The 26178-nt window shown below is 37.9% G+C and carries 26 protein-coding genes and 2 riboswitches; of the genes, 25 read left to right on the forward strand and 1 reads right to left on the reverse strand.

What is annotated here, in order from left to right; all coding sequences use genetic code 11:
• Window positions 1-21: 21 nt before the first annotated feature.
• The 23 genes from E1I69_RS05140 to E1I69_RS05250 all read left to right on the forward strand — a co-directional run bounded on the left by E1I69_RS05140 (window position 22) and on the right by E1I69_RS05250 (window position 22601).
• Window positions 22-1200, forward strand: coding sequence for an acetyl-CoA C-acetyltransferase (locus E1I69_RS05140; protein ID WP_136378526.1), 1179 nt, complete (start codon window positions 22-24; stop codon window positions 1198-1200).
• Window positions 1201-1258: 58 nt separating this feature from the next.
• Window positions 1259-3043 carry an acyl-CoA dehydrogenase family protein gene (locus E1I69_RS05145; protein ID WP_136378527.1) on the forward strand — a complete coding sequence of 595 codons (1785 nt, stop codon included), beginning with the start codon at window positions 1259-1261 and terminating at the stop codon, window positions 3041-3043.
• Between the two features lie 161 nt (window positions 3044-3204).
• Window positions 3205-3564 (forward strand): arsenate reductase family protein, encoded by a 360-nt coding sequence (locus E1I69_RS05150; RefSeq protein WP_136378528.1) that lies wholly within the window; start codon window positions 3205-3207, stop codon window positions 3562-3564.
• Between the two features lie 100 nt (window positions 3565-3664).
• Complete coding sequence (gene gcvH, locus E1I69_RS05155) at window positions 3665-4048, forward strand: glycine cleavage system protein GcvH (RefSeq protein ID WP_116352922.1); 384 nt, start codon at window positions 3665-3667, stop codon at window positions 4046-4048.
• Window positions 4049-4192: 144 nt separating this feature from the next.
• The gene (locus tag E1I69_RS05160; protein ID WP_161974834.1) at window positions 4193-4438 is read left to right on the forward strand and encodes a YusG family protein; all 246 of its coding nucleotides are present in this window, start codon (window positions 4193-4195) and stop codon (window positions 4436-4438) included.
• Window positions 4439-4589: 151 nt separating this feature from the next.
• Complete coding sequence (locus E1I69_RS05165) at window positions 4590-4943, forward strand: toprim domain-containing protein (protein WP_223254457.1); 354 nt, start codon at window positions 4590-4592, stop codon at window positions 4941-4943.
• Window positions 4944-5017: 74 nt separating this feature from the next.
• A complete protein-coding gene (locus E1I69_RS05170) occupies window positions 5018-5323 on the forward strand; it encodes a thioredoxin family protein (protein ID WP_136378530.1) in 306 nt (101 codons plus the stop codon).
• A 95-nt stretch (window positions 5324-5418) separates the two neighbouring features.
• A complete protein-coding gene (locus tag E1I69_RS05175; RefSeq protein ID WP_136378531.1) occupies window positions 5419-6696 on the forward strand; it encodes an MFS transporter in 1278 nt (425 codons plus the stop codon).
• Between the two features lie 186 nt (window positions 6697-6882).
• Window positions 6883-6984, forward strand: a riboswitch (SAM riboswitch).
• 77 nt (window positions 6985-7061) lie between these two features.
• Entirely contained in the window at window positions 7062-8384 is a 1323-nt protein-coding gene (locus E1I69_RS05180; protein ID WP_136378532.1) for an O-acetylhomoserine aminocarboxypropyltransferase/cysteine synthase family protein, read from the forward strand.
• Between the two features lie 110 nt (window positions 8385-8494).
• Window positions 8495-8601: riboswitch (SAM riboswitch) on the forward strand.
• 126 nt (window positions 8602-8727) lie between these two features.
• The gene (locus E1I69_RS05185; protein WP_136378533.1) at window positions 8728-9750 is read left to right on the forward strand and encodes a methionine ABC transporter ATP-binding protein; all 1023 of its coding nucleotides are present in this window, start codon (window positions 8728-8730) and stop codon (window positions 9748-9750) included.
• The gene (locus E1I69_RS05190) at window positions 9747-10415 is read left to right on the forward strand and encodes a methionine ABC transporter permease (protein ID WP_136378534.1); all 669 of its coding nucleotides are present in this window, start codon (window positions 9747-9749) and stop codon (window positions 10413-10415) included. The genes E1I69_RS05185 and E1I69_RS05190 overlap by 4 nt, the downstream gene beginning before the upstream one ends.
• 17 nt (window positions 10416-10432) lie before the next feature.
• The gene (locus tag E1I69_RS05195; RefSeq protein ID WP_136378535.1) at window positions 10433-11296 is read left to right on the forward strand and encodes a MetQ/NlpA family ABC transporter substrate-binding protein; all 864 of its coding nucleotides are present in this window, start codon (window positions 10433-10435) and stop codon (window positions 11294-11296) included.
• Between the two features lie 182 nt (window positions 11297-11478).
• The gene (locus E1I69_RS24600; RefSeq protein WP_162604327.1) at window positions 11479-11733 is read left to right on the forward strand and encodes a hypothetical protein; all 255 of its coding nucleotides are present in this window, start codon (window positions 11479-11481) and stop codon (window positions 11731-11733) included.
• A 405-nt stretch (window positions 11734-12138) separates the two neighbouring features.
• Window positions 12139-12924, forward strand: coding sequence for a Fe-S cluster assembly ATPase SufC (sufC, locus tag E1I69_RS05205; protein ID WP_136378537.1), 786 nt, complete (start codon window positions 12139-12141; stop codon window positions 12922-12924).
• A 17-nt stretch (window positions 12925-12941) separates the two neighbouring features.
• Window positions 12942-14249, forward strand: a complete 1308-nt coding sequence (gene sufD / locus E1I69_RS05210) for a Fe-S cluster assembly protein SufD (RefSeq protein ID WP_136378538.1) — start codon at window positions 12942-12944, stop codon at window positions 14247-14249.
• Window positions 14249-15469: a cysteine desulfurase gene (locus E1I69_RS05215; RefSeq protein WP_136378539.1), complete on the forward strand. Its 1221-nt coding sequence runs from the start codon at window positions 14249-14251 to the stop codon at window positions 15467-15469. The genes sufD and E1I69_RS05215 overlap by 1 nt, the downstream gene beginning before the upstream one ends.
• On the forward strand, window positions 15459-15905 hold the full coding sequence (sufU, locus tag E1I69_RS05220) for a Fe-S cluster assembly sulfur transfer protein SufU (protein WP_136378540.1): 447 nt from the start codon (window positions 15459-15461) through the stop codon (window positions 15903-15905). The genes E1I69_RS05215 and sufU overlap by 11 nt, the downstream gene beginning before the upstream one ends.
• Window positions 15906-15962: 57 nt before the next feature.
• Window positions 15963-17360, forward strand: a complete 1398-nt coding sequence (sufB, locus tag E1I69_RS05225; RefSeq protein WP_136378541.1) for a Fe-S cluster assembly protein SufB — start codon at window positions 15963-15965, stop codon at window positions 17358-17360.
• 579 nt (window positions 17361-17939) lie between these two features.
• Window positions 17940-19175 carry an ABC transporter substrate-binding protein gene (locus E1I69_RS05230; protein ID WP_136378542.1) on the forward strand — a complete coding sequence of 412 codons (1236 nt, stop codon included), beginning with the start codon at window positions 17940-17942 and terminating at the stop codon, window positions 19173-19175.
• A gap of 117 nt (window positions 19176-19292) precedes the next feature.
• Complete coding sequence (locus E1I69_RS05235) at window positions 19293-20153, forward strand: branched-chain amino acid ABC transporter permease (protein ID WP_136378543.1); 861 nt, start codon at window positions 19293-19295, stop codon at window positions 20151-20153.
• Window positions 20154-21146: a branched-chain amino acid ABC transporter permease gene (locus E1I69_RS05240; RefSeq protein ID WP_136378544.1), complete on the forward strand. Its 993-nt coding sequence runs from the start codon at window positions 20154-20156 to the stop codon at window positions 21144-21146.
• A complete protein-coding gene (locus tag E1I69_RS05245) occupies window positions 21143-21898 on the forward strand; it encodes an ABC transporter ATP-binding protein (protein ID WP_136378545.1) in 756 nt (251 codons plus the stop codon). Before E1I69_RS05240 ends, E1I69_RS05245 begins: the two co-directional genes overlap by 4 nt.
• On the forward strand, window positions 21891-22601 hold the full coding sequence (locus E1I69_RS05250; protein ID WP_116352940.1) for an ABC transporter ATP-binding protein: 711 nt from the start codon (window positions 21891-21893) through the stop codon (window positions 22599-22601). Before E1I69_RS05245 ends, E1I69_RS05250 begins: the two co-directional genes overlap by 8 nt.
• Before the next feature lie 139 nt (window positions 22602-22740).
• On the opposite strand, the gene E1I69_RS05255 is transcribed toward E1I69_RS05250, so the two are convergent.
• Window positions 22741-23535: an IclR family transcriptional regulator gene (locus E1I69_RS05255; protein WP_136378546.1), complete on the reverse strand. Its 795-nt coding sequence runs from the start codon at window positions 23533-23535 to the stop codon at window positions 22741-22743.
• 529 nt (window positions 23536-24064) lie between these two features.
• On the opposite strand from E1I69_RS05255, the gene E1I69_RS05260 reads away from it, so the two are divergent.
• The gene (locus E1I69_RS05260) at window positions 24065-25063 is read left to right on the forward strand and encodes a VOC family protein (RefSeq protein WP_136378547.1); all 999 of its coding nucleotides are present in this window, start codon (window positions 24065-24067) and stop codon (window positions 25061-25063) included.
• Between the two features lie 149 nt (window positions 25064-25212).
• On the forward strand, window positions 25213-26178 hold a 966-nt coding region (locus E1I69_RS05265), incomplete at its 3' end, for an IS110 family transposase (protein ID WP_136378548.1).

Genomic DNA, 26178 nt, shown 5'->3' on the forward strand with positions numbered 1-26178 from the left:
AAAAAGTGAGGAGGGAATGTATTGAGAGAAGCAGTCATCGTAGCGGGTGCCAGAACCCCGGTTGGAAAAGCGAAAAAAGGGACTCTTGCAAACGTAAGACCGGATGATTTAGGAGCATTAGTTGTCAAGGAAACATTAAAGCGTGCAGGAAATTATGAAGGGAATATTGACGATTTAATCATTGGATGTGCTATGCCTGAGGCAGAACAAGGCTTAAACATGGCGCGAAATATTGGAGCATTGGCAGGACTGCCACATACCGTTCCAGCAATCACTGTGAATCGTTATTGTTCTTCAGGACTCCAATCAATTGCCTACGCAGCTGAAAAAATTATGCTAGGACACTCTGATACGGCCATTGCGGGTGGAGCAGAATCGATGAGTTTAGTCCCAATGATGGGTCATGTGGTGCGACCGAATGCGAAGCTTGCAGAAACAGCACCTGAATACTATATGGGAATGGGGCACACAGCTGAGCAAGTTGCGGTCAAGTATGGTGTTAGTCGTGAAGATCAAGATGCATTTGCGGTAAGAAGTCATCAAAAAGCTTTAGCTGCTATTAAGGCAGGCAAATTTGCAGATGAGATTGTTCCTGTCGACGTTACTCTCCGAAAAGTTGATACAAATCATAAATTGGTAGAAAAGCATATCCAGTTCTCACAAGATGAAGGAGTCCGAGAAGATACTAATCTTGAGGTATTAGCAAAACTTAGACCTGCATTCTCAGTGACTGGATCAGTAACGGCTGGTAATGCTTCACAAACGAGTGATGGTGCAGCAGCAGTCATGGTGATGGATCGTGAAAAAGCGACTAGCTTAGGCTTAACACCATTCGTGAAGTTTAGATCGTTTGCTGTAGCGGGGGTACCACCTGAAGTAATGGGAATCGGTCCAGTAGCAGCTATTCCAAAAGCACTTAAAATGGCAGGTCTTGAGCTATCCGATATTGGGCTTTTTGAATTAAACGAGGCCTTCGCATCACAATCTCTTCAAGTCATTCGTGAACTTGGACTTAATGAAGAAATCGTAAATGTCAATGGAGGTGCGATTGCACTAGGGCATCCACTTGGATGCACAGGAGCAAAATTAACACTTACATTAATGCATGAAATGAAACGTCGCAACGTACAATTTGGTGTTGTCACGATGTGTATCGGTGGCGGAATGGGAGCAGCCGGAGTATTTGAATTATTAGCTTAGGGTTAGTGGCTAACCATCATGGTTAGCCTACAATGAATACTTTTTAGGGGGAAACAATATGTCAAATGCAACTGATAAAGTCGTTTTAGGTGGAGGCTTTTTAATCGAAGAACTTGAAGCAGACCGTGTCTTTACACCCGAAGATTTCACAGATGAACATAAAATGATAGCAAAAACAACAGAAGACTATGTCGCAAATGAGGTTCTTCCACAGGTTGAACATCTTGAAAATCATGAATTCGACGTTTCCGTAAAATTATTAAAAAGCGCAGGCGAGCTTGGCCTTTTAGGAGTGGATGTGCCAGAAGAGTATGGTGGGCTAGGACTAGACAAAGTAAGCTCCGCATTGATTGCCGAAAAAATGGCAAGAGCTGGAGGCTTCTCGATTTCTCACGGTGCACATGTTGGTATTGGCTCTCTTCCAATTGTTCTATTCGGTAATGAAGAGCAAAAGCAAAAGTACCTACCTAAGTTAGCTAGTGGTGAGTTACTTGCAGCTTACGCATTAACTGAGCCGGGATCAGGTTCTGATGCACTAGGTGCGAAAACGACTGCTAAATTAAATGCAGAAGGAACTCACTATGTTTTAAATGGGGAAAAACAATGGATCACAAACGCTGGTTTTGCGGATGTGTTTGTTGTATATGCAAAAATTGACGGTGATAAATTCTCTGCATTTATTGTTGAACGCGAATTTCCAGGTGTATCAACCGGTGCAGAAGAAAAGAAAATGGGAATTAAGAGTTCATCCACTCGTACATTGATTCTTGAGGATGCTCAGGTCCCAGTAGAAAATCTTTTAGGTGAAGTTGGTCGAGGACACGTAATTGCATTTAACATCCTAAACATTGGACGTTATAAGTTAGGTGTAGGTGCAGTTGGTGGTGCTAAGAGCGCATTTGAGCTTGCGGTTAAATATGCAAATCAACGTCAGCAATTCAAAACACCAATCTCAAAATTTGGATTAATTCAGGAAAAATTAGCGAACATGGCAGCAAAAATATATGCGGCTGAATCCAGTGTGTATCGTACGGTCGGATACTTTGAAGATCGCATGGGTCAATTATCAGACGAAGAAGTAAAGAATGGTAAAGAAGTAGCAAAGTCAATTGCCGAATATGCAATTGAGTGTTCAATTAATAAATTTTTCAATACAGAAGTATTAGATTATGTGGTCGATGAAGGTGTTCAAATCCACGGTGGATATGGATTCATGCAGGAATATGAGATTGAAAGAGCATACCGTGATTCACGTATTAACCGAATTTTCGAAGGTACAAATGAAATTAACCGTTTACTTGTTCCTGGAACATTCCTTCGTAAAGCATTAAAAGGAGAATTACCATTACTTGAAAAAGCAACACAGCTTCAAGAAGAGCTTATGATGCTAATGCCTGAAGAAGTGGGCGAAGGCGTTCTAGAACAAGAGAAGTACCTAGTTCGTAATGCGAAGAAGGTAGGCTTAATGATTGCTGGGCTTGCTGCACAAAAATTCGGTCCAAAGCTTGAAAAAGAACAAGAAATCCTTGCGAATATTGCAGATATCGCAGCAAATGTTTATGCAATGGAATCAGTTGTTCTTCGCACAGAAAAAGCAATCAAAAAATCAGGTGAAGATAAGAATCAGCAAAAGATTCTTTATACACAAGTATTTGTTCAAGAAGCATTCAATGAAATTGAGGCACATGCAAAAGAAACGCTTGTTGCGACGGAAGAAGGTGATGTATTACGCATGATGACATCGGCCTTGCGTAAATTAACTCGCTTTACTCCTGTAAATGTGATTGCGAAGAAACGAGAAATTGCAGCAACCCTAATCGAGACTGAAAAATACACTGTGTAATAACAAGTACCAAGAAGCTCCTTTATAGAAGGGGCTTTTTTTCTTCTTTTCTTTGCAGGATAAACTAGAATTAAGTCGAAATTAATCAGTGGAGCATTGAAAGGTTTTTCATTCAAAATTTAATATGTTAAAATATTCTTGATGGATAAGGTGGTGAGAATATGGCATTATCATTTTATTGGTATCCGAAATGTGGAACTTGTCGTAAAGCAAAAAAGTGGTTAGAGGAACACCAGGTTGCCTTTGAGGAAATACATATTGTAGAGAATCCACCTTCAAAAGAGCAATTGAAAGAAATGTACCAAAATAGTGGATTAGAATTAAAAAAATTCTTTAATACAAGTGGTCAAAAATATCGTGAACTTGGGTTGAAGGATAAAATCGGTTCTGCATCAGAAGATGAGTTGCTAGATCTGCTTGCATCTGATGGTATGCTAATAAAGCGCCCACTTACTACGGATGGAAACAAGGTAACGGTTGGATTTAATGAAGCGAATTTTGAAGCAACTTGGACAAATTAAATCGGATGAAAGCCTTTTTAAGGACTTTTACATAAACACTTGTTGAGCAATTTCAACAAAAAAACGTATTTCATAAAACAAATTTAATGGAGGGTACAAAATGAGCACACCTAAAGATTTACGTTATTCTGAAGAACATGAATGGGTGAAAGTTGAAGGGGATAAAGTACGTATCGGAATTACAGATTTTGCACAATCTGAATTAGGTGATATCGTATTCGTTGAACTTCCGGAGGTTGGCGACGAAATTCAAGCAGACGAGCCATTCGGAAGTGTTGAGTCAGTTAAAACGGTATCTGAGCTTTATGCACCAATTAGTGGTAAAGTTGTTGAGATTAACGAAGACCTTGATGATAGCCCAGAATTCGTAAATGAATCTCCATATGAGAAAGCATGGATGATTGTTATTGAACCTGCAAATGCTGGAGATGTAGAGAACCTAATGACAGCTGAACAGTACGAAGAAATGATAAAAGAAGACTAATTCATAATGACAGAGCCAGTTAAAGTAATTTTCTAACTGGTTCTTTTTATTTTTGTACCAAACCAATAGACAACAACTTCAGCTCGAATGAAGTTCATCTTAATGGACATTCTAAACTTAAATACCAAGGGAAGGATGTTTATCATGGTATTAAAACATACTCGAATTGATGTGACTGACCGAGTAGTTGGAAAGCTTGGAAATAACGAAATGGATCTATTTGTTGAAAAAGAGCCTATTGGTAAAATTCGGTTTACACATGAAGGAGCTAAATTTGAATTAAAGCAGGGATATGAGCAGGAAGAAAGTAAAATTTTTACCTATGCAGATGTACCTTCTTCCCCAGATATGAAATATGTTGATTGTGACGATGAAAATGGTTGGTGCTAAAGACAGTGGAAACCCACTGTCTTTTTTTCCATAACTTTTTGGCGTATTTATCACCAAAATGAATCTTCACGATAAAATGAAGGAAAAGCAGTTATATAAATCGAATAGAAGTAATAGGCATATAAATGTACACTTGAAATAAGGTGATGAAATGGTGGCTTTTGATGATCTTGAAAAAGTAATCATTGTTGAGGGGAGAACAGATAAAAAGAAGATTGAAACGGTAGTAAATGAACCAGTTGAAATCATTTGTACGAATGGAACAATAAGTATCTCGAAACTTGATGAATTAATTGAACATTTATTTAACAAAGATGTGTATATTTTAGTGGATGCTGATAGTGCAGGGGATAAGCTAAGAAAACAGTTTAAACGAGAATTCCCTGAAGCACGGCATTTGTTTATCGATAAAACATATCGTGAGGTTGCGACAGCCCCTGAACATCATATAGCAACTGTACTGCTTTCAGCAAATATTGATGTTCACGCAGAATTTTTATTGTAAGCTTTTCATCATCTGTCTCTTCCAAAATCATGTTACAATAAAAGACAATTAAGAAAATAAAGGTTGTAGTTAACATGAAAGAATGGAAAGAAAACGAAATTGATCTGAAACTTAACAATAAGGATGAGTTTTGGCTTTATTTATATACACCGATGTGTGGAACATGCCAAGTGGCATCCAAAATGATCACGGTAGTAGATGAATTACTACCACATGTAACCATCGGAAAAAGCGACCTCAATTATTTACCTAAAAAAGCAATCGAGTGGCAAATCGAAAGTGTCCCTTGTTTAATGCATCTAAAAAATGGGAAAGTAATAGAAAAATACTACGCATTCCACTCGGTTCCTTATTTGCTTGAAATAGTTTCAAAAGACTGAACAGCGCGTGACTTTCGCGTTGTTTTTTATTGCAATTTTTTAGAAAAGTTGTATGATGTTTAGGGAATCGAAATATTCAAAACATGGGAGCGCATATGAGCAGCATAGTGACAGAATGGAAGACACAATACAAATCATACAACCAAAATATTAAACTATTTATTTTAGCAACCATTTTTACACAGCTAGGCATGGGTATGTTTACAATCATGTATAACTTTTATGTGCGAGAACTGGGCTACTCTGAGCAAACGAATGGAACTATTATCGCCATGACAGCATTGGCATCTGCCATTATTTTAGTCCCCGCAGGTCTTATGAGTGATAAATTTGGCAGGAAAAAAGTGATGGTGCTAGGTGTTGCTGTTTCAACAATAGCCTTCTTTTCTAGAAGTATATTGGATGTGGAACAGTTTTTGATAGCAACTGCATTTTTAACAGGATTGTCGACGGCTTTTATTCAGGTATCCGGTGTCCCTTGGTTAGCCGAAAACTCATCTGCTTCACAAAGGGTTCATCTTTTTAGTTTTCATTCGGCAATCATGATGGTTGCCCAGGTTGTTGGAAACATTGCAGGTGGTGCCTTGTCTGACACCTTCCAATTTATTTTTCATATGAGCGGTCTTTGGAGTGTAAGAATCACGCTGTTAATTGCAACAATCATCTATGTTACAGGAATTCTACCAATCATTAAAATGAATGAGCAACGCAGACAACAACCAAAAATGAAAACAGTAGAATCTTTTGGTCAAAAATTAAAAACAAATAAATCGCAAATCAAATTAATTGCTATGTTTGCCATCGCACAAATGATTATTGGATTTGGTTCAGGATTAGTCATTCCTTATCTCAATTTATATTTTGCAGACCGCTTTCTTGCAAGCAATACGGTAATCGGACTCATACTCTCATTAGGACAAGCTGCAACGGCAATTGCAATGATTATCGGACCCATTATTGTGAGTAAGGTTGGAGAGGTACGTGCAGTGGTGTATTTGCAATTATCATCGCTACCATTTCTTCTACTAACAGGGTATACGGAAAATCTATACATAGCAGCCATCGCCTTTTTATTTAGGCAAGCACTAATGAATGCGGGTAACCCGATTCAAGCATCTCTTGTTATGGGAAGAGTGAACGATTCGATGAAGGGTCTTGCGAATTCCGTGAATCAGATGGTGTTTTCATTAGGATGGGCCCTCATGGGACCAGTATCGACGTCAATTGTAATGGTACATGGATCTTATTGGGGCTATGCATATGTGTTTACAATTACTTCAGTTTTATATCTAATCGGGTCGATATATTTCCTGCTTGTATTCAGTAGGAAATCCTTTCATAACGAGGAAAAACAGGTAGCGAAAATATCATAATATGTCATATTTCCCGGGAAAAAGGAAGTAAATAAACGATTTGTGTATAAATTTGTTACAAGTATGTGTCGAAATAAGACACGAAATTTCAAATTGCTTATTTTTTCTAAAAATTCTTATTGACATATAATAGAAAAAGGTTTAGCATGATATTAACTTGTTAAAGTAATAAATTTCATATTGAAAATCTTATCTAGAGTGGCGGAGGGAATGGCCCTATGAAGCCCGGCAACCGGTAATTTACACGGTGCTAATTCCAACAGACATTTTTTGTCTGAAAGATAAGAAGAGAAACCGTACACACACCTCTTCTTATCGAAGAGGTTTTTTATTTTTTATAAACAAAACAAAAGGGAGAGATTCAAATGAGTGAGAAACAAAAAAACTATAGACCAGAGACTATCGCTGTCCATGGAGGTCTTGAAGCTGATCCAGTAACAGGGGCAAGAGCCGTACCAATCTATCAATCAAATGCATTTAAATTTAATACAACTGAACATGCAGCAAATCTATTTGGACTTAAAGAAAATGGTTATATTTATACTCGTATTCACAACCCAACTACAACTGTTTTTGAAGAAAGAGTAGCACAATTAGAGGGTGGCGTTGGTGCATTAGCTGTTTCTAGTGGAATGGCTGCGATCACAACAGCTATTTTAAATATTGCGGGTGCAGGAGATGAGATTGTCTCAGCTTCTACACTATATGGTGGAACATATAACTTATTTGCGACCACACTCCCTAAATACGGAATCAAGACACATTTAGTAGAACCTAATAATCCAGAAAACTTCCGTCAAGCGATAACGCCAAATACAAAGGCAATTTTTGCTGAAACAATCGGAAATCCAAGCTTAGATATTCTTGATATTGAAACAGTAGCAAATATTGCTCATGAAGCAGGAATTCCCTTAATTATTGACAACACATTTGCAACACCATACTTATGTCGTCCAATTGAGCATGGAGCAGATATCGTTGTTCATTCTGCAACAAAATGGTTACTAGGCAATGGCACAACAATGGGTGGAATTATTGTGGATGGTGGTAAATTCGATTGGAATTCACCAAAATTTCCTGGATTTATAACACCAGATCCAAGCTACCATGATCTAGTCTATGCTGATGCTTTAGGACCTGTAGCTTTTATCATTAAAGCAAGAGTTCAACTTCTTCGTGATTTAGGTCCATCATTAAGTCCATTTAATTCATTCCAGTTTAATCTAGGTCTTGAAACATTACACGTTCGTATGAAAGAACATATTGCCAATACGAAAAAGGTTGTTTCATATCTTAAAAACCATCCAGGGGTTGAATGGGTATTGTATCCTGGTGAGGATGATCACCCAAACAAACAATTGGCAGATAAATACTTACCAAAAGGTGCAGGTTCAGTCGTTGTATTTGGTATTAAAGGTGGTAGAGAAGCGGGTGAGAAGCTAATTAATAATGTTGAGCTTTGGTCACATGTTGCAAACGTTGGTGACGCAAAGAGTTTGATTATTCATCCAGCTAGCACAACACACCAGCAATTAAGTCCAGAAAATTTAAAGTTGTCTGGTGTTACGGAAGACCTAGTTCGCTTATCTGTTGGAATCGAAAATATTGAAGATATTTTAGAAGATTTAGAGCAAGCCATTCAAGTAGCTAATGGAACAAGTTCTGTTTCACCATTGCCTACAGCTTAAGTTTTACTTCGGTACATTAGTCACAACTTTTTCATTGACACCTTAAATGACAGATGATAAGATAATTCTCGTGTTATTTTAGGACGATATTACATGTAAATATATGATGACTCTTATTTAGAGTGGTGGAGGGATGTGCCCGATGAAACCCAGCAACCGTCAACATTTGTTGAAAAGGTGCCAATTCACACAAAGCAGAAGCTTTGGAAGATGAGAGGAAGGAATCACTGAATTGTGCCTTTCTGCTCGTTTATGCAGAAAGGCTTTTTCAATTATTGGCGTTAATTATTTACGATATCGCATAAACTAAACATAGTTTTCTTTGGATAGAAGGTGTGACTACATGATAACACTGAAAAATGTGTCGAAGATATATAAAACAAAAGCAAATTCTGTTACGGCCGTTAACGATATTGATTTAGAGATCAATGAAGGTGAAATCTTCGGAATCATCGGCTATAGTGGAGCAGGTAAAAGCTCACTTATTCGTCTGCTGAATGGACTCGAAACACCAACTGAGGGAGAAATTTCAGTTGCCGGTCATAATATCACTTCCGTTAAAGGAAAAGCATTACGTGATGCGCGTAAAGAAATAAGCATGATCTTTCAACATTTCAACCTTTTATGGTCGCGAACCGTGAGGGAAAATATTTCATTTCCCCTTGAAATCGCAAAAGTCCCAAAAACTAAACGGGATGAGAGAGTTACAGAGCTTATTAAGCTGGTTGGTTTAGAAGGAAGAGAGGATGCTTATCCTTCACAGCTCAGTGGTGGTCAAAAACAAAGGGTAGGAATCGCGCGGGCACTGGCTAACAACCCAAAGGTTTTGCTATGTGATGAGGCAACATCTGCGTTAGACCCACAAACAACTGACTCGATATTGGACTTGCTTGTCGATATTAATGAACGTTTAGGATTAACGATAGTGTTGATTACTCATGAAATGCATGTTATTCGTAAAATTTGTCACCGTGTTGCCGTGATGGAAAATGGAGAGATTGTTGAACAAGGTCGAGTTTTAGATGTATTTAAAAAGCCTCAAGCTCAAATAACGAAAATCTTTGTACAGCAGGTTACCGAACCTGAAGAAACAAGGGAAACCATTGAACATCTTTTAGAGCAATATTCAAGTGGGAAGGTTGTGCAATTAACCTTTGTTGGGAAAGCAGCAGAAACTCCACTTATTACAGATGTTATTCGGAATTTCAAGGTGAGTGTAACCATCATTCAAGGGAAAATTTCACAAACACAAAGTGGTTCATATGGTACGTTATTCATTCATCTTAATGGCGAATCTAGTGAAATTGAGAAAGCCATACAGTATATCCGCGAGCAACAAGTTGAAGCGGAGGTGCTTAGCGAATGATTGAAAAATATCTTCCCAATGTAAAGTGGGAAAACGTATGGCAATCTACAATGGAAACATTAAGTATGACTGCTATTTCCGTGCTCTTAACATTTATTATCGGACTTATTTTAGGATTAGCCCTATTTTTAACATCAAAGGGTAATTTATGGGAAAATAAATCGCTGAACGTAACTATTGCATCTTTTGTAAATATCTTCCGTTCAATTCCATTTATTATTTTAATTATTTTACTCATACCTTTTACAAGCCTTGTTATGGGAACGATGTTAGGAGTGAAGGGTGCCCTGCCAGCATTAATCATAGGCTCCGCACCGTTCTATGCGAGAATGGTAGAGATTGCTCTCCGTGAAATAGATAAGGGAGTAATCGAAGCAGCGAAATCAATGGGTGCTACGACATCCACGATCATCTGGAAGGTTCTTATTCCAGAATCATTGCCAGCCATTATTTCAGGTATTACTGTCACTGCAATTGCTTTAGTTGGATATACGGCTATGGCAGGAACTGTAGGAGCAGGTGGACTTGGAACATTGGCATACCTAGAAGGGTACCATCGTTCTAACCTCGATGTTACCTTCGTAGCCACTATTTTAATATTAGTAATCGTATTTATCATTCAGCTTATAGGTGATATCATCACTTCTATAATAGATAAAAGATAATAATGGAGGAAAATAAGATGAAAAAGTTTTTACAAGCAATTCTCGTATTTGTTTTTGTACTTGTATTAGCTGCATGTGGAACTGCTGATAATGAAGGAGCAGAAAACAAAGATAGTAATGGTGAATCAGATGGGGATGCTGGAAATGTAACCTTAACAATTGGAGCAACTCCTGTACCACATGTAGAGATTTTAGAAGAAGCAAAACCTTTATTAGAGGAAAAAGGAATTACGTTAGAAATTAAGGAGTTTACAGATTATGCTCTTCCAAATAGAGCTTTAAATGAAGGCGATTTAGACGCAAACTTTTTCCAACACATTCCATATTTAGATACAGAAGTTGAAGAAAAAGGATATGATATTGTAAATGCTGGTGGTGTTCATATTGAACCAATTGGTATTTTTACAAAGAAATATAAATCTATCGACGAGATCCCTACTGGAGCAACATTAATTATGAGTAACTCCGTAGCTGATCACGGACGCGTCCTTGCTATGTTAGAAAAAGAAGGGCTTCTTACATTAAAAGAAGGCATTGAAAAGGTTAACGCAACTCCCGATGATATCGTTGATAATCCTAAGGAACTTAAATTCGAAATGGAGCTAGACCCTGCATTGTTAACAAAAGTATATGAGGGAGAAGAAGGAGATCTGGTTGCTATCAATGGTAACTATGCACTAGATGCTGGCCTAAACCCTACTAAAGATGCGCTTATTGTTGAATCTCCAGAGAATAATCCATATGTGAATATAGTTGCAGTTCCAAAAGGTGAAGAAAATAGTGAAGCAATCCAAACATTATTAGAAGTACTTCATTCTGAAGAAATTACTAAATTCATTGAAGAAAAGTATAGTGGATCTGTAATTCCAGCAAATGAGTAATTAAAATGAGGTTGACCAAAATAATGGTCAACCTCATTTTTTTGTTTGGCTAGGCAAACCTTGAGTAAATAAAAGGATATGGGAGTTATTTATTGTTTTATTACATATTTGATATGATAAGTTTTTGCGACGCGTTGATATGACAGGGAATCAGTAAATATCTGTTAAACACGTGTTTGTGGATGATCGAAGCTGGTGTTAACATTAACTGTAGTAAAACGTTTTTAAAACAACGAAGGGATTGGTTCATTATCAATCGAATCCGTTTAAACTATACGGGCGAAATGGAAAAGGCCATGCATCAGGCACATGGAATTGGTTATGAGGACTATTGTCGAAAATTCAAGGAACGTTTACGTGTGGAGAAAACCCGTGAACAAGAGTATAAGCAAGGTCGAATGATTGTAGCTCAATTTGATCGAAAAGTTCATTTTTAAATATATTATCGAACGATAAACCCAGTGGCCAACACTGGGTTTTTATATAGAATGAATTCACTAAATGTGTGAAAAATAAGCCAAGGGATAAAAGCGATATATAGAAAAGTGCTAATCCCCTCGTCCTTACATATCTTATTGATTTATGTTATCTTAATGATGGACAAGTTTTAAGGAAGAAACATCTTACTTAAGTACTTATTATCATTCTCAAAAAATGATTGAAATTCATAATCAATAGTCAATCATCTCATTGTCAAAAATGTAATCTTATTCGCAATGTGTAAAGGTTGATAACACTTTGAATTTGTTATAAGATTGTAATGAGAATAAAATGAGAATAGAGTTTTGACGTTATTTGTCAATTCTTTACAAAATATTTTTTGTTTAATGGAGGTAGTAGTTATGGCAGGATCTACTTTAGTAATAAAAGATCTTCATGTCGAAATCGAAGGCAAGGAGATTTTAAAGGGAGTAAACCTTGAAATAAAAGGTGGAGAAATTCACGCAATCATGGGACCAAATGGTACAGGTAAGTCAACTTTATCATCTGCAATCATGGGTCATCCTAAATATGAGGTTACAAGTGGTAGCGTTTCTTTAGATGGAGAAGATGTATTAGAAATGGAAGTGGATGAGCGTGCACGTGCTGGTCTTTTCTTAGCGATGCAGTATCCAAGCGAAATAAGTGGTGTAACAAATGCTGACTTCCTTCGTTCAGCAATTAATGCACGTCGCGAAGAAGGCGATGAAATCTCACTAATGAAATTCATCCGTACGATGGATAAAAACATGGAGTTCTTAGAAATGGATCCTGATATGGCTCAACGTTACCTAAACGAAGGCTTCTCAGGTGGAGAAAAGAAACGTAATGAAATCCTACAATTAATGATGATACAGCCTAAAATTGCAATCCTTGATGAGATTGACTCTGGACTTGACATCGATGCATTGAAGGTTGTTTCTAAAGGAATCAATGAAATGCGCGGAGAAGAGTTTGGTTGCCTAATCATCACTCACTACCAACGCTTACTTAACTATATTACACCAGATAAAGTACATGTTATGATGCAAGGACGTATTGTGAAATCTGGTGGTCCAGAGCTTGCACAACGTCTAGAAGCAGAAGGATATGATTGGATCAAAAAGGAACTAGGAATTGAAGATGAAACTGCAGATCAAGAAGCGTAAGCGTTAGGAGGATTATTATGACAATCGATACGAAATTACCATTTGATAAAGAGTATGTCAGAGGTTTTTCGTCTTCTCTTGGTGAACCAAGTTGGCTACAGGATCTTCGCTTACAAGCTCTTGAAAAAGCAGAAGACCTTCCAATGCCAAGACCAGATAAAACGAAAATTGACAAATGGAACTTTACACAATTTGCAAACCATGTTGTAGAAAGTGCTCCATATCACTCAATTGACGAATTACCTGAAGAAATTAAATCTTTAATTCATGTTGAAGAAGAAAAGAATATATATATTCAACGAAACAATACGCCAGCATTTATTTCTTTAACTGAAGATGTAAAAGCAAGTGGCGTTATTTTCACAGATATTCATACAGCTGCTCGTGAACACGGTGAACTTCTTCAAAAATACTTTATGACAGAAGCTGTTAAGGTTGACGAACATCGTCTTACTGCATTACATGCAGCATTAGTAAATGGTGGTGCATTCGTTTACGTACCTAAAAATGTTGAAGTATCCGTTCCACTACATGCTGTATTTATTCAAGAAAATGGCGAAGTGGCCACTTTTAACCATGTAATCGTTGTGGCTGAAGATAATAGTTCTGTTACTTATGTTGAAAACTATATTTCAACTACAGACTCTGTAAATACGATTGTAAACATTGTGTCAGAGGTCATTGCTGGTAGCAATGCGAAGGTAACCTACGGTGCTGTAGATGCCTTAGCAACAGGAAACACAACCTATGTAACTCGTCGTGGGGTCATCGGCCGTGATAGTAAAATCGAATGGGCTCTTGGACTCATGAATGATGGTGATACGATTTCAGAAAACATCACGAACTTAGTTGGTGATGGTTCGTTTGCAGATACGAAGACAGTAGTTGTTGGTCGTGGTGAACAAAAGCAAAACTTCACTACAAGAATTACGCACCATGGTAAAAATTCAGAAGGTTATATTTTAAAGCACGGTGTGATGAAAGACAGCGCCAGCTCAATCTTTAATGGTATTGGGCATATTGAACATGGTGCATCTAAATCAAATGCAGAACAAGAATCAAGAGTATTGATGCTTAGCGAAAAAGCTCGTGGAGATGCTAACCCAATTTTACTTATTGACGAAGATGATGTAACAGCAGGTCACGCTGCATCGGTTGGTAGGGTTGACCCAGTGCAATTATATTATTTAATGAGCCGTGGTATTCCTCAGAAGGAAGCTGAACGCTTAGTGATTCATGGATTCCTTGCACCAGTTGTCAACCAACTTCCAATTGAAGGTGTTAAAAAGCAACTTGTTGAGGTAATCGAAAGGAAAGTAAGATAATGAATATCCAAGATATTCGTTCCATGTTCCCTATCCTGGATCAAGAAGTAAATGGTAATACACTTGTCTATTTGGACAGTGCTGCTACATCTCAAAAACCGGTTCCTGTTATCGAAGCAATTGATCGCTACTATCGAGAATATAACTCGAATGTACACCGCGGGGTTCATACCCTTGGAACAAAAGCAACTGATGCTTATGAAAATGCGCGTGAAAAGGTTCGTAAATTTATCAATGCTTCCTCTATTCAAGAGATTATTTTTACCCGGGGAACAACAACTGCAATGAATACAATTGCAGAAAGCTATGGGCGTGATAATCTTAAAGAGGGCGATGAAATTGTCATTACCTATATGGAGCACCATGCCAATATTATTCCTTGGCAGCAAATTGCAAAACGCACTGGTGCAAAATTGAAATATATTCCTTTACAAGAGGATGGCTCAATTGATTTGAAGGATGTTGAGGCTACTGTTACAAATCAAGCTAAAATTGTATCAGTCACTATGGTTTCAAACGTCCTCGGAGCAATTAACCCTATTAAAGAAATTGCCGAAATTGCCCATCGAAACGGAGCAATTATGGTTGTAGATGGTGCACAAGCTGCTCCGCATATGAAAATTGACGTGAGAGATCTTGACTGCGACTTCCTTGCTTTTTCAGGCCATAAAATGTGTGGACCAACTGGTATCGGTGTATTATACGGAAAGAAAGCTTTACTTGAAAAAATGGAGCCAGTTGAAACTGGCGGTGAAATGATTGATTTCGTTGACCTTTATGAATCAACATGGAAAGAGCTTCCGTGGAAATTTGAAGCTGGAACACCAATCATCGCTGGAGCAATTGGATTAGGTGCTGCAATTGACTTTTTAGAGGATATTGGTCTTGATCAAATCCTAGAGCATGAGCATAACCTAGCAAATTATGCAATGGAACGATTGTCGCAAGTAGAGGGTCTAACGATTTATGGACCTAAGCATCGTGCAGGGCTCGTAACTTTCAATATTGATGATGTCCATCCACATGATGTTGCGACAGTCTTAGATGCAGATGGTATCGCTGTAAGAGCAGGTCATCACTGTGCACAGCCATTAATGAAATGGCTTAAGGTCTCTGCTACTGCTCGTGCAAGTTTTTACCTCTACAATACGGAACAAGAAATTGATAAACTAGTTGAAGGACTCATAAAAACAAAGGAGTATTTCAGCAATGGATTCTAAGATAAACCTTGATACCTTGTACCGACAGGTGATAATGGATCATTATAAAAAGCCGAGAAATCGTGGGATTATTCAAGAGGGCGCCTTAACAATCGACATGAATAATCCAACCTGTGGAGACCGGATTCATCTTACGTTAAAAGTGGATGATGGGGTTGTCCAAGACGCAAAATACGATGGTGAGGGTTGTTCCATCTCGATGTCATCCGCATCTATGATGACTCAAGCGATTAAAGGAAAAAAAATTGAAGATGCATTAAAAATGTCACAAATCTTCTCAGAAATGATGCTTGGAAACGAATATGATGATAGCATTGATTTAGGAGACATTGAAGCACTTCAGGGCGTTTCAAAATTCCCAGCGCGTATCAAATGTGCAACATTAGCTTGGAAAGCAATGGAAAAGGGATTTAAGAACGAGGAAAATGAATCGTAAGTGACCTCTTGCAGACTTTATTTCAAGAGTCTCTTACAGAGAATGGAGTGAAGTAGAATGGCAAAGAAAATGCCTGAAATTGGCGATTATAAATATGGCTTTGCAGATAAAGACGTTTCCATCTTCCGTTCAAAACGTGGATTAACAAAAGAAATTGTTGAAGAAATTTCTCGCATGAAGGAAGAGCCTCAATGGATGTTAGACTTCCGTCTTAAATCCTTAGAGCATTTCTACAACAAACCAATGCCACAATGGGGTGGAGACTTAAACACCTTGAACTTTGATGAGATTACGTATTATGTAAAACCATCTGAGAAATCCGAAAAATCTTGGGATGAAGTTCCAGAAGAAATCAAAGCTACTTTTGATAAATTAGGTATTCCTGAAGCTGAACAAAAATACCTTGCTGGTGTTTCTGCTCAGTACGAATCAGAAGTTGTTTATCACAATATGAAGGAAGATCTTGAAGCACTTGGAATCGTATTTAAAGATACAGATTCAGCTCTTAAAGAAAACGAAGATATTTTCCGTGAGCACTGGGCAAAAGTTATTCCTCCAACTGACAATAAGTTCGCAGCATTGAACTCTGCTGTTTGGTCTGGTGGGTCATTCATCTATGTACCACCAGGTGTTAAGGTTGATACGCCACTTCAAGCATATTTCCGTATCAACTCTGAAAACATGGGTCAGTTCGAGCGTACATTAATTATTGTTGATGAAGGTGCAAGTGTACACTATGTTGAAGGATGTACTGCACCTGTTTACACAACAAACTCACTTCACAGTGCGGTTGTTGAAATCATCATTAAAAAAGACGCGTATTGCCGTTATACAACGATTCAAAACTGGGCAAACAACGTATATAACCTTGTTACAAAGCGTGCCGTTTGTGATGAAAATGCAACAATGGAATGGATTGATGGAAACATCGGTTCTAAATTAACAATGAAATACCCTGCAGTTATCCTTCGCGGTGAAGGAGCTCGTGGTATGACTCTTTCTATCGCGATTGCTGGTAAAGGTCAACACCAAGATGCAGGTGCGAAAATGATGCACCTTGCGCCAAATACGACATCTTCGATTGTGTCGAAATCCATTTCAAAACATGGTGGTAAAGTAACATACCGTGGTATTGTACACTTCGGACGTAAAGCTGACGGAGCTCGTTCAAATATTGAATGTGATACTTTAATCATGGATAATCAGTCGACATCTGATACAATTCCATATAATGAAATTCTAAATGACAATATTTCATTAGAGCACGAAGCAAAGGTATCTAAAGTATCTGAAGAACAATTATTCTATCTAATGAGCCGTGGTATTTCAGAACAAGAAGCGACTGAAATGATCGTAATGGGCTTCATCGAGCCATTTACAAAAGAGCTTCCAATGGAATATGCTGTTGAAATGAACCGTCTTATCAAGTTCGAAATGGAAGGTTCAATCGGATAACCAATAGTTTAAAATTGTCGTTCTAAAAAGCAAGGGGAAACCCTTGCCTTTTTGTAAGAACGTTTAAGATTTGTGGTCTACCACGGTCATTTGGACTGTGGTATTTTTTATGGAGTGGAATATTTACATGCTGCATGGTTTTATTCTCCGGTAGAGAAATCTTGAAGCATTTATTACAGAACCGCATTGATAGAATCTTTTTTTGATTTTTGCGATTATCGTTACATTAATTCTAGTAAGGAAACGTAATTTGTTTTTATATTAGCCAGCCTTTGCTAGAGTTGTGTACTGATAGAAAAAGGAAATTGGTATAGAAATTTGAGAAATCACCTTTAATTCTGAGGTGGTTTTTTATTTTTTATAAAAAAAATGATAAGTTGCATATAGCGGAACAAGGGTGTTGCAGTAGGAACAAAGTCAGATTAACATCGAGTTAGATAGAAAAATCAGAACATTTCGAGAAAGGTGTTGAAAGGGAAAATGAGGTATTGTCATATTTTATAAAACAAATATGTAAGCGTTTAAAAGGGTAGTTTTGAAATAGTAACCAATTTTAAATCACAAAAGGGGGAATTGAAAATGGAGAAAAAGAAAACGAAGTCAAAATGGAAATTAATGTGTCTGCTTCTTGTAACAATGATGCTTTTTGTTGCAGGCTGCGGAGGGGAAAAACAAAAATCTACCTCAACAGGGGAAAAACCTCAATCAGCAGAAGGAGAAACAATTAAAATTGGTTTTGTCCTATCCTTTACGGGTCCATTGGCACCATTATCCGACAGTATTAAAGAAGGATTCGAACTATATTTAGAGGAACATGGTGGAAAATTAGGTGGTAAAAATGTTGAGCTTAAATTTGAAGATGACGAAGGAAATCCACAAGTTGGTTTAAGAAAATATCGTCAATTAGTTCATAGTGAAAAAGTAGACCTTCTAGTTGGAACAACTAACTCATCTATCGCTCTTGCATTACGTGATGAAGTAAATAAAGACCAAATTCCAATGATTATACCAAACGCAGCAGCAGACGATCTTAACTGGGGTAAAAAGAGTGATTATGTATACCGTGTATCTTGGTCTAACTGGCAAAATGGATATGCTCTTGGAGAGTATGTAGCAGAAAATGTTGGTAAAAAAGCGGTTATTATGGGTTCTGATTTCCCTGCTGGTATTGAAGTGTTAAGATCCTTTAAGGCTGCCTATGAAGAAGCGGGCGGTGAAGTAATAAAAGAACTTTATCCGAAATTAGGGACAAATGACTTTTCTACTTATTTACAGGAAGCATCTAGTCTGGAGCCAGATGTAATCTATTCCTTCTTTGCTGGTAGTGACGGTATTCGTTATATTCAACAATACAAGGAATTTGGATTAAAAGATAAAATACCAATGTCTGGAACGTTAGAGTTTGGTGATTTACTAATGTTAGAGCCTACTGGGGATGGTTCGGAAGGATATCTTGCTGGAACAGTATACTCGCCTTGGTTGGAGAATGATTTAAATAAAAAATTTGTTGAAGCTTATGAAAAGAAATACGGAAAGCTTCCAAATACGTTCTCTGTTAATGGATATGACTCAGCAACAGTTATTGACAAAGCTCTAGATGCAGCAGGCAGCGTAGAAGCAGAAAAGTTAATCAAAGAATTACCAGGTATTTCTTATGATAGTCCACGCGGACCAAGTACAATTGATGAAAAAACGCATAACATTATTCAGAATATCTATATTACGAAAAATGTGATGAAAGATGGAAAACTTGTTCCTGAGGTAATTGAAACAAAAGAAAAAGTAACAATGCCGGAAACATCACCATTTGAATAATGGTTACTAAAAAATTCTGATAAACTAAATAAATGGGGCTGTCCAAAAAGACAACCCCATTTATTCATTAAAAAACTGATTATTCTACTACATTTAAAGGAAGAGAGGGGAGAGTCCTTGGATATAATTCTAGTTCAACTTATAACGGGTATTGCATATGGAATGCTGTACTTTATGATTGCAGCAGGGCTAACGATTATTCTAGGCGTTATGAATGTTGTCAATCTATCTCATGGAGCACTATTTATGCTAGGATCCTATTTGGCCTTTACCTTTATTAGCAATGGGATTAACTTTTGGTTTGCCCTACTATTATCCGCTATTTCAGTAGGGATATTTGGTTTTATCCTTGAAAAAGTATTAATCAAACGTGTTTATGGAAAAGTGCTGCAGCAAGTGTTGCTGACATTTGGTTTAATGCTAGTTATTGCAGACTCAGTTAAGTGGATTTGGGGAACAGAAATGCAATTAATTCCAGCACCTGCAATTCTTAATATGTCCATCCCAATTGGGGATATGGCATTCCCGGTATTTCGTTTGTTTGTAGTATTTGTTGGTATTTTATTAGCCGTACTACTATGGTATTTAGAAGCAAAGACACGTGTAGGGGCGGTCATTCGTGCAGGGGTAGATGACCGCGCAATGGTTAGTGCTCTTGGTATTAATGTAGGAGTTGTATTTACAGGTGTATTTATCTTTGGAGCAGCCTTAGCTGGATTTAGTGGTGTATTAGGTGGACCACTCTTAGGTATGTATACAGGAATGGATGCTGAGATTCTTATCACATCCTTAATAGTTGTTGTTATAGGTGGTTTAGGTTCATGGAAGGGATCGTTTATTGGAGCATTAATTATTGGGGTATTAGAAATATTTGGAAAAGTTTGGTTCCCATCCTTATCCATGCTCATTGTATTCTTAATCATGATGATTATATTAATCATTCGCCCTCAAGGTCTATTTGGAAGAGAGGTGGCATAATTGAAGAAAAATATCCTTTATGCTGTATTACTTCTCCTCGTCGTTTTCATAGTGCCGCAAGTACTTTCTGATTTTGGAACGAATTTAACAACTGAAATTTTTATTATGGCCATGTTCGCCATGAGTTTAGGCTTAATTATGGGCTATGCAGGTTTAGATTCACTAGGGCATGCTGCCTTTTTTGGAATTGGTGCCTATTCTGTTGCATTAATCGGGCAGTTTGTGACTAATACGTATTTAATCATTATTATCGCGGTTCTAATCGCTGGATTGCTTGCATTGATTACTGGGGCAGTATTTATTCGTACTTCTCAATTCTACTTTCTTATGATTACGCTTGCCTTTAGCCAATTGATATTTACTCTATTTTGGCAAATGAAGGATATAACAGGTGGAGCGGATGGGATGACTGTTTCCGCTATTATGAATCTGGGGTTTGGTGATATATTTGATCCGCAAACGATGTATTATGTGATGGGGATTATTTTTGTCACTGTCTTTATTTTACTAAGATTATTCGTTGAATCTCCCGCAGGAAAAATCACGAAAGGCGTCATGGAAAACGAAGGACGTATGAGGGCACTTGGCTATGACGTTCGTGTTTATAAACTATTAGCCTATACCCTTTCTGGAGCATTAGCAGGGTTTGCTGGGTCACTTTATTCCTTCTATAACGTTTTCGTCTCTCCAGAGTTATCTGGTTGGCTGTTCTCTGGTCAAGTAATGATCATGGTTATCATTGGGGGCGTAGGGACATTGCTTGGACCTGCGATTGGAGCAGGTGTATTCATCTTTTTACAAAACTTTATCAGTACCTATACGGAAAGATGGCCATTGATATTGGGCAGCATTCTCATCTTCCTTGTCCTACTTGGAAAAGGCGGAGTCATCCAGTGGTTGAAATTAGGTGTCGATATGATTTTTAAAAGAAAACCCAAAAATAATCAGGTTTCCTCTACTAATCAATCAGAAAAGGAGGAGGTTATCAGTTGAGTTTACTAAAAGTAGATAAAATCAATAAATCATTTGGAACCCTACAAGTACTACATGATGTATCATTGGAAGTAGAGCCAGGCGAACGGCATGTTATCATTGGTCCAAATGGTGCTGGGAAAACAACTCTTTTTAATTCGATTACAAATCATCTTCCGATTACTTCAGGAACGGTGCATTTTGAAGGGAAGGATATTACAAATCTTCCTGCCCATAGATTAGTTCATTTGGGGATGTCACGAACATTTCAAAAGAATAATTTATTTGGTGATTTAACGGTGGAAGAGAATATTCATCTTGCATTGGCAGCCAGGAAAAAATATCGTCATGATATATGGTATTCCCTAACTAGTCGTTCTGATATAAAAAAAGAAACAAATGAGATATTAGAAGAATGGAAGATAACTCATCGCCGTGATGTGAAAATAAACAATCTATCCTATGGGGAACAACGTTTACTAGAAGTACTATTGGCGATGGCTAGTAAACCAAAGCTTCTTTTATTAGATGAACCAACATCAGGAATGTCTCCAGCAGAAACAACTCAAACTTCTGAGATGATTCAAAGACTGCCCCGCTCGATGGCGTTAGTAGTAATTGAACATGATATGGACGTAGTCTTTGCGATTGCAGATCGAATTACTGTACTTCATCATGGCGAGCCAATTTTAACTGGTGCTCCTGAAGAAGTTAGAAATAGCGATATGGTAAAGGAAATTTACTTCGGTGGGGGGGCGAAAAAACATGCTTGAGTTACAAGATGTTCATTCCTATTATGGAACAAGTCATATCCTTCAAGGGGTTACATTTAACGTGCCAGAGGGAAAATGTGTCGCACTTTTGGGGCGAAATGGAGCAGGAAAAACAACAACGATTCATACTATATCTGGTCTCGTCAAATCAAAACGCGGTACCATCACTTTTAAAGATAAACAAGTACAGGCTTTACCAACACACCAAATTACTCGTCATGGCATTGGCTTAGTACCACAAGGAAGAAGAATATTTCCTTCCCTCACCATTAAAGAAAATTTAACGATGCCTGCTCGGAAAGGAAAAGGAAATAGTAAAGCTGTAAACTGGGATATCGATAAGGTTTATGAACTATTCCCAATTCTTAAGGAACGCGAAAATAATATGGGTACGCAGCTATCCGGTGGACAGCAGCAAATGCTGGCAATTGGACGGGCATTGATGACTAATCCGCAGTTTCTTTTAATGGATGAGCCATCTGAAGGACTCGCCCCGGTTATTATTGATCAAGTGGGTGAGATTGTGAGTAGGCTAAAAGAGACCGGACTTTCGATATTAATGGTTGAGCAAAATATTTCACTTGCCTGCCAGGTAGCGGATGAGATCTTAATCATGAACAAGGGTACGATTGTTTGGAATGGTACGCCAGATGAATTGTTAGAAAATAAGGATATTCAGCATAAATATTTGGGAGTTTCGTAAATTCCAAAAAAGGTAGACTCACATTTCGAGTCTACCTTTTGCTTCATTAAATTCTTGTTTTTATGAATTGAATTAGGATTGATACTTATAGATAGAAGGGACTTCTTACTATAGTGGCTTGAAGAGCCCATCTTTTAATCTATCTAACCTCCAGAAATCTCTTATCATACCCCAAACGTTCAGAAGCTTCATTGCTTGCATTCAACACTTTTTTTGCAATATCAGGTACCTTATAGTCTGGCATGCGCTGGAGAGGGCCAACTACATTTATGGCAGAGATCACTTTCCCTGTATAATCACGGATAGGCGCTGACACAGATCTTGTGCCTTCGGTTAACTCCTCGGTACTAATTGCATATCCTCTTTCTCGGATTATCTGCATTTCTTTCCGCAACTCATCAGGATCTGTAATACTTTTGCTTGTATAGGCATGCAAGCCTTGTTCGATTACCTTTTCAACAAGGTTGTTTTCGTTAAAAGCAAGTAGTACTTTCCCGGAGCTTGTGCAGTAAGCTGGGTTTTTTCTTCCTAGATGGGTAAGGATTCGAACTGGATGACTGCATTCCTCCTTATGAATATAGATTGTATCCGTTCCATCTAGAATTGATAAATGTGCGGTTTCCCCGGTATCATTCACTAATTTATGTAGTAGGGGGGCTGCTTCTTTATGAATTTCCAAGTGATTTGTAACAATTCCACCTAATGTTAATACGGATAATCCAAGTTTGTACTTTCCAGTGCTTTTTTCTTTTACTACAAAACCTTCATGGGCTAGTGTGGTTAGCAACCGACTTACTGTGCTTTTCGCTAGGCCAAGAGATTCAGAAAGATCACTCACCTTTTGTGTGGGTTCAAAAGTAGAAAAGCTTTTGAGAATACGTAATGCATTACTAACGGATGAGAGAATTTGTGGATTACTTCTTTCCTTAGACATTTTCCATTCCCCTTTCGTGTGCTGTTCCATATAGTGAAAAATTTATGAGAGTTATTGATAACTAAGTTAAAAGTTGGTTATGTTCTAAATATTCTATCATTTAAATTCGATTGTATATTTAAATGGTAACGTTTACAATTATTTCGTTAGGGTTTTCTATTTTTTCTACAAAGATTGTCGGCTGTCTCATATAGAGGGATTTAGCACTTTGCAGATACGGAAACGGGTTCGGAGGTGGCTTTATACCGAAACTCGTTTTTTATATGAAAGAAAGATAAATGATTAAACCAAGAAAATAATTTTTTGAGTTATTTTAATTTTTTAACTATTGTTCCACATAGAGGAATCTAGCGCTTTTGTTTGCATTTTCACAGTCATATAATAGGAACTAGAACGGGAACAAAATCCTGCAAGCCAAGAAATATATTTTTGTTTGATAAATTATTTGAATAACGGCAGAAAAGGTGCAAGCGATTTCTATCTTGATAATTTATCCGAAATCTATAAGAAAAAACGGAGGTATAAAATCATGAATTTATCAAATGCAAAGCAAAAGGAGCTAGAACTTACTGAACTAGATTTGAAATTATCGAATGTTGCACACATTGGTCATGCATCAATCAATGTGACAAACCTGGAAAGATCTACATGGTTTTTCACTGAGGTTCTCGGACTGCATGTATCCGCAGAAGAAAAAGATAAGGTTTATCTTCGAGCATGGCAAGACTGGGATCATCACACATTGGTTCTTAATCAGTCTGAAAAGTCAGGGCTGGATCACTTTGGTTGGAGAGTTAACTCAGAAAAATCGCTTTATGCATTCGAAAAATCTTTAAGAGAATCAGGAACAGAATATGAGTGGATTGAAGGTGGAACTGAGCTAGGACAGGGGGATGCTATCAAATTCCACAGCCCAGCTGGAATTCCTGTTGAGCTATATTGGGAAATGGAAAAGTACTCTAACCCTCTAACAGCTTCCAAATTGCCAAGTCACCCAATGAAATACACTGGAAAAGGTGCAGCACCTCGCCGCTTTGACCATGTGAATGTAATGGTGAATGATGTTGCAAATGAACAGGAATGGTGGACAAATTTCCTAGGAATCCATCATCGTTACTATATCCAAAATGAAGCAGATGTTCGCCTTGGCTCATGGCTAAGCAAAACAAATATTGCACATGAAATTGCACTTATGCGTAACAGTAATCAATCAGGGGCACTTCTTCATCACGTAGCTTATTTCTTGGATTCCCCAGATGAATTGCTGCGTGCGTTGAATATCATGGCTGAAAATGACATTAAAATCGAGTGGGGACCAGGAAAGCACGGTACAAGCGGAGCACAATTCCTTTATGCCTTTGAACCTTCTGGTAACCGAGTTGAACTGTGGACAGGTGGAATGCTTATTTTCGCACCAGACTGGGAGCCGATTGAGTGGCAATCAGGAACGGGGCAGTTTGGGCTTGATATGTGGGGAAGCACACCACCAAAAAGCTACTTAACTTATGGTACGGAAATAAAAAAATAGATAGATTGCTTACTAGATTTTAAGAAAGGAGCATTCCTGTTAGAAGGATTTTCGGGGACTTGAACAAAAAAGAGCCCTCTTGGTATGATACGGGGTGTCAAGATCTGCAGAAATTGACCCCTAATTTGTTAACCAAGGAGGACTCCATAATGGATTTTAAACAAAATCAAAAAATTAATCAAGTCACTGAAAAAACACTCGTCGTAGGAATCGACATTGCAAAGCGTACACATTTCGCTTGCTTTGTAGATGATCGTGGTAGAGTGCTCCAAAAATCATTTTCTGTAACGCAATCTCGGGATGGCTTTGAGTTATTCTACAAACGGATTCTGACAGCCATGAAAGAATACGAGAAAACAGAAGTCATCGTTGGAATTGAACCTACTGGGCACTACTGGCTCAATTTAGCCTATTTTCTTGAAGAGCGAGGCATTCCTCTTGTCATGACGAATCCTATGCACGTCAAACGTTCAAAGGAGTTAGATGACAATCTACAATCGAAACACGACCGTAAAGATGCGCTGGTTATTGCGCGACTATTAAAAGACGGGCGCTTCAGTTATCCACGTATTCTTAAAGAAGTGGAGGCTGAACTTCGAGTAGGGTCTACTTTTCGAGGGAAATTGACAGAGGAATTAGGTGCTGTCAAAAACATGATGATTCGATGGCTAGATCGCTATTTTCCGGAATTTACACAGGTATTTCCGAAATTCGGAAAAATGGCACTAGCTGTACTAGAATGCACCCCGTTCCCGGGAGATCTATATCAGAAACAGCCCGATGAGGTGCTCGTAATGTACCGTAAAGTAGAGGGGATGAAATCTCCTCAGAAACCAAAAGCTACGCGTCTAATTGAAGTAGCTGCTAACTCCATTGGTGTAACAGAAGGACGTGAGATGGCCCGTTTTGAAATTACCACACTCGTTCGCCGTTACCATCAGTTAGAACAAGAAATCCAAAGCATTACACAGCACTTAGTTGAACTTGTAAAAACGTCTGTAGAGTACGAATGGCTCTCAACGGTTCAAGGACTTGGAGATACGACGATTGTTGATTTATTAGCTGAAATCGGAAGCTTTTCACACTACAATGATCCACGCCAACTCATTAAACTC

This window comes from Bacillus timonensis (assembly GCF_004799755.1).
Taxonomy (GTDB): domain Bacteria; phylum Bacillota; class Bacilli; order Bacillales; family Bacillaceae_L; genus Ferdinandcohnia; species Ferdinandcohnia timonensis_A.

Excerpts from the sequence above, each read along its gene's own strand:
- E1I69_RS05145 (WP_136378527.1), top strand. The coding sequence starts at position 1,259 with ATGTCAAATGCAACTGATAAAGTCGTTTTAGGTGGAGGCTTTTTAATC.
- E1I69_RS05150 (WP_136378528.1), top strand. The coding sequence starts at position 3,205 with ATGGCATTATCATTTTATTGGTATCCGAAATGTGGAACTTGTCGTAAA.
- gcvH (WP_116352922.1), top strand. The coding sequence starts at position 3,665 with ATGAGCACACCTAAAGATTTACGTTATTCTGAAGAACATGAATGGGTG.
- E1I69_RS05160 (WP_161974834.1), top strand. The coding sequence starts at position 4,193 with ATGGTATTAAAACATACTCGAATTGATGTGACTGACCGAGTAGTTGGA.
- E1I69_RS05165 (WP_223254457.1), top strand. The coding sequence starts at position 4,590 with ATGGTGGCTTTTGATGATCTTGAAAAAGTAATCATTGTTGAGGGGAGA.
- E1I69_RS05170 (WP_136378530.1), top strand. The coding sequence starts at position 5,018 with ATGAAAGAATGGAAAGAAAACGAAATTGATCTGAAACTTAACAATAAG.
- E1I69_RS05175 (WP_136378531.1), top strand. The coding sequence starts at position 5,419 with ATGAGCAGCATAGTGACAGAATGGAAGACACAATACAAATCATACAAC.
- E1I69_RS05180 (WP_136378532.1), top strand. The coding sequence starts at position 7,062 with ATGAGTGAGAAACAAAAAAACTATAGACCAGAGACTATCGCTGTCCAT.
- E1I69_RS05185 (WP_136378533.1), top strand. The coding sequence starts at position 8,728 with ATGATAACACTGAAAAATGTGTCGAAGATATATAAAACAAAAGCAAAT.
- E1I69_RS05190 (WP_136378534.1), top strand. The coding sequence starts at position 9,747 with ATGATTGAAAAATATCTTCCCAATGTAAAGTGGGAAAACGTATGGCAA.
- E1I69_RS05195 (WP_136378535.1), top strand. The coding sequence starts at position 10,433 with ATGAAAAAGTTTTTACAAGCAATTCTCGTATTTGTTTTTGTACTTGTA.
- E1I69_RS24600 (WP_162604327.1), top strand. The coding sequence starts at position 11,479 with ATGATCGAAGCTGGTGTTAACATTAACTGTAGTAAAACGTTTTTAAAA.
- sufC (WP_136378537.1), top strand. The coding sequence starts at position 12,139 with ATGGCAGGATCTACTTTAGTAATAAAAGATCTTCATGTCGAAATCGAA.
- sufD (WP_136378538.1), top strand. The coding sequence starts at position 12,942 with ATGACAATCGATACGAAATTACCATTTGATAAAGAGTATGTCAGAGGT.
- E1I69_RS05215 (WP_136378539.1), top strand. The coding sequence starts at position 14,249 with ATGAATATCCAAGATATTCGTTCCATGTTCCCTATCCTGGATCAAGAA.
- sufU (WP_136378540.1), top strand. The coding sequence starts at position 15,459 with ATGGATTCTAAGATAAACCTTGATACCTTGTACCGACAGGTGATAATG.
- sufB (WP_136378541.1), top strand. The coding sequence starts at position 15,963 with ATGGCAAAGAAAATGCCTGAAATTGGCGATTATAAATATGGCTTTGCA.
- E1I69_RS05230 (WP_136378542.1), top strand. The coding sequence starts at position 17,940 with ATGGAGAAAAAGAAAACGAAGTCAAAATGGAAATTAATGTGTCTGCTT.
- E1I69_RS05250 (WP_116352940.1), top strand. The coding sequence starts at position 21,891 with ATGCTTGAGTTACAAGATGTTCATTCCTATTATGGAACAAGTCATATC.
- E1I69_RS05255 (WP_136378546.1), bottom strand. The coding sequence starts at position 23,535 with ATGTCTAAGGAAAGAAGTAATCCACAAATTCTCTCATCCGTTAGTAAT.
- E1I69_RS05260 (WP_136378547.1), top strand. The coding sequence starts at position 24,065 with ATGAATTTATCAAATGCAAAGCAAAAGGAGCTAGAACTTACTGAACTA.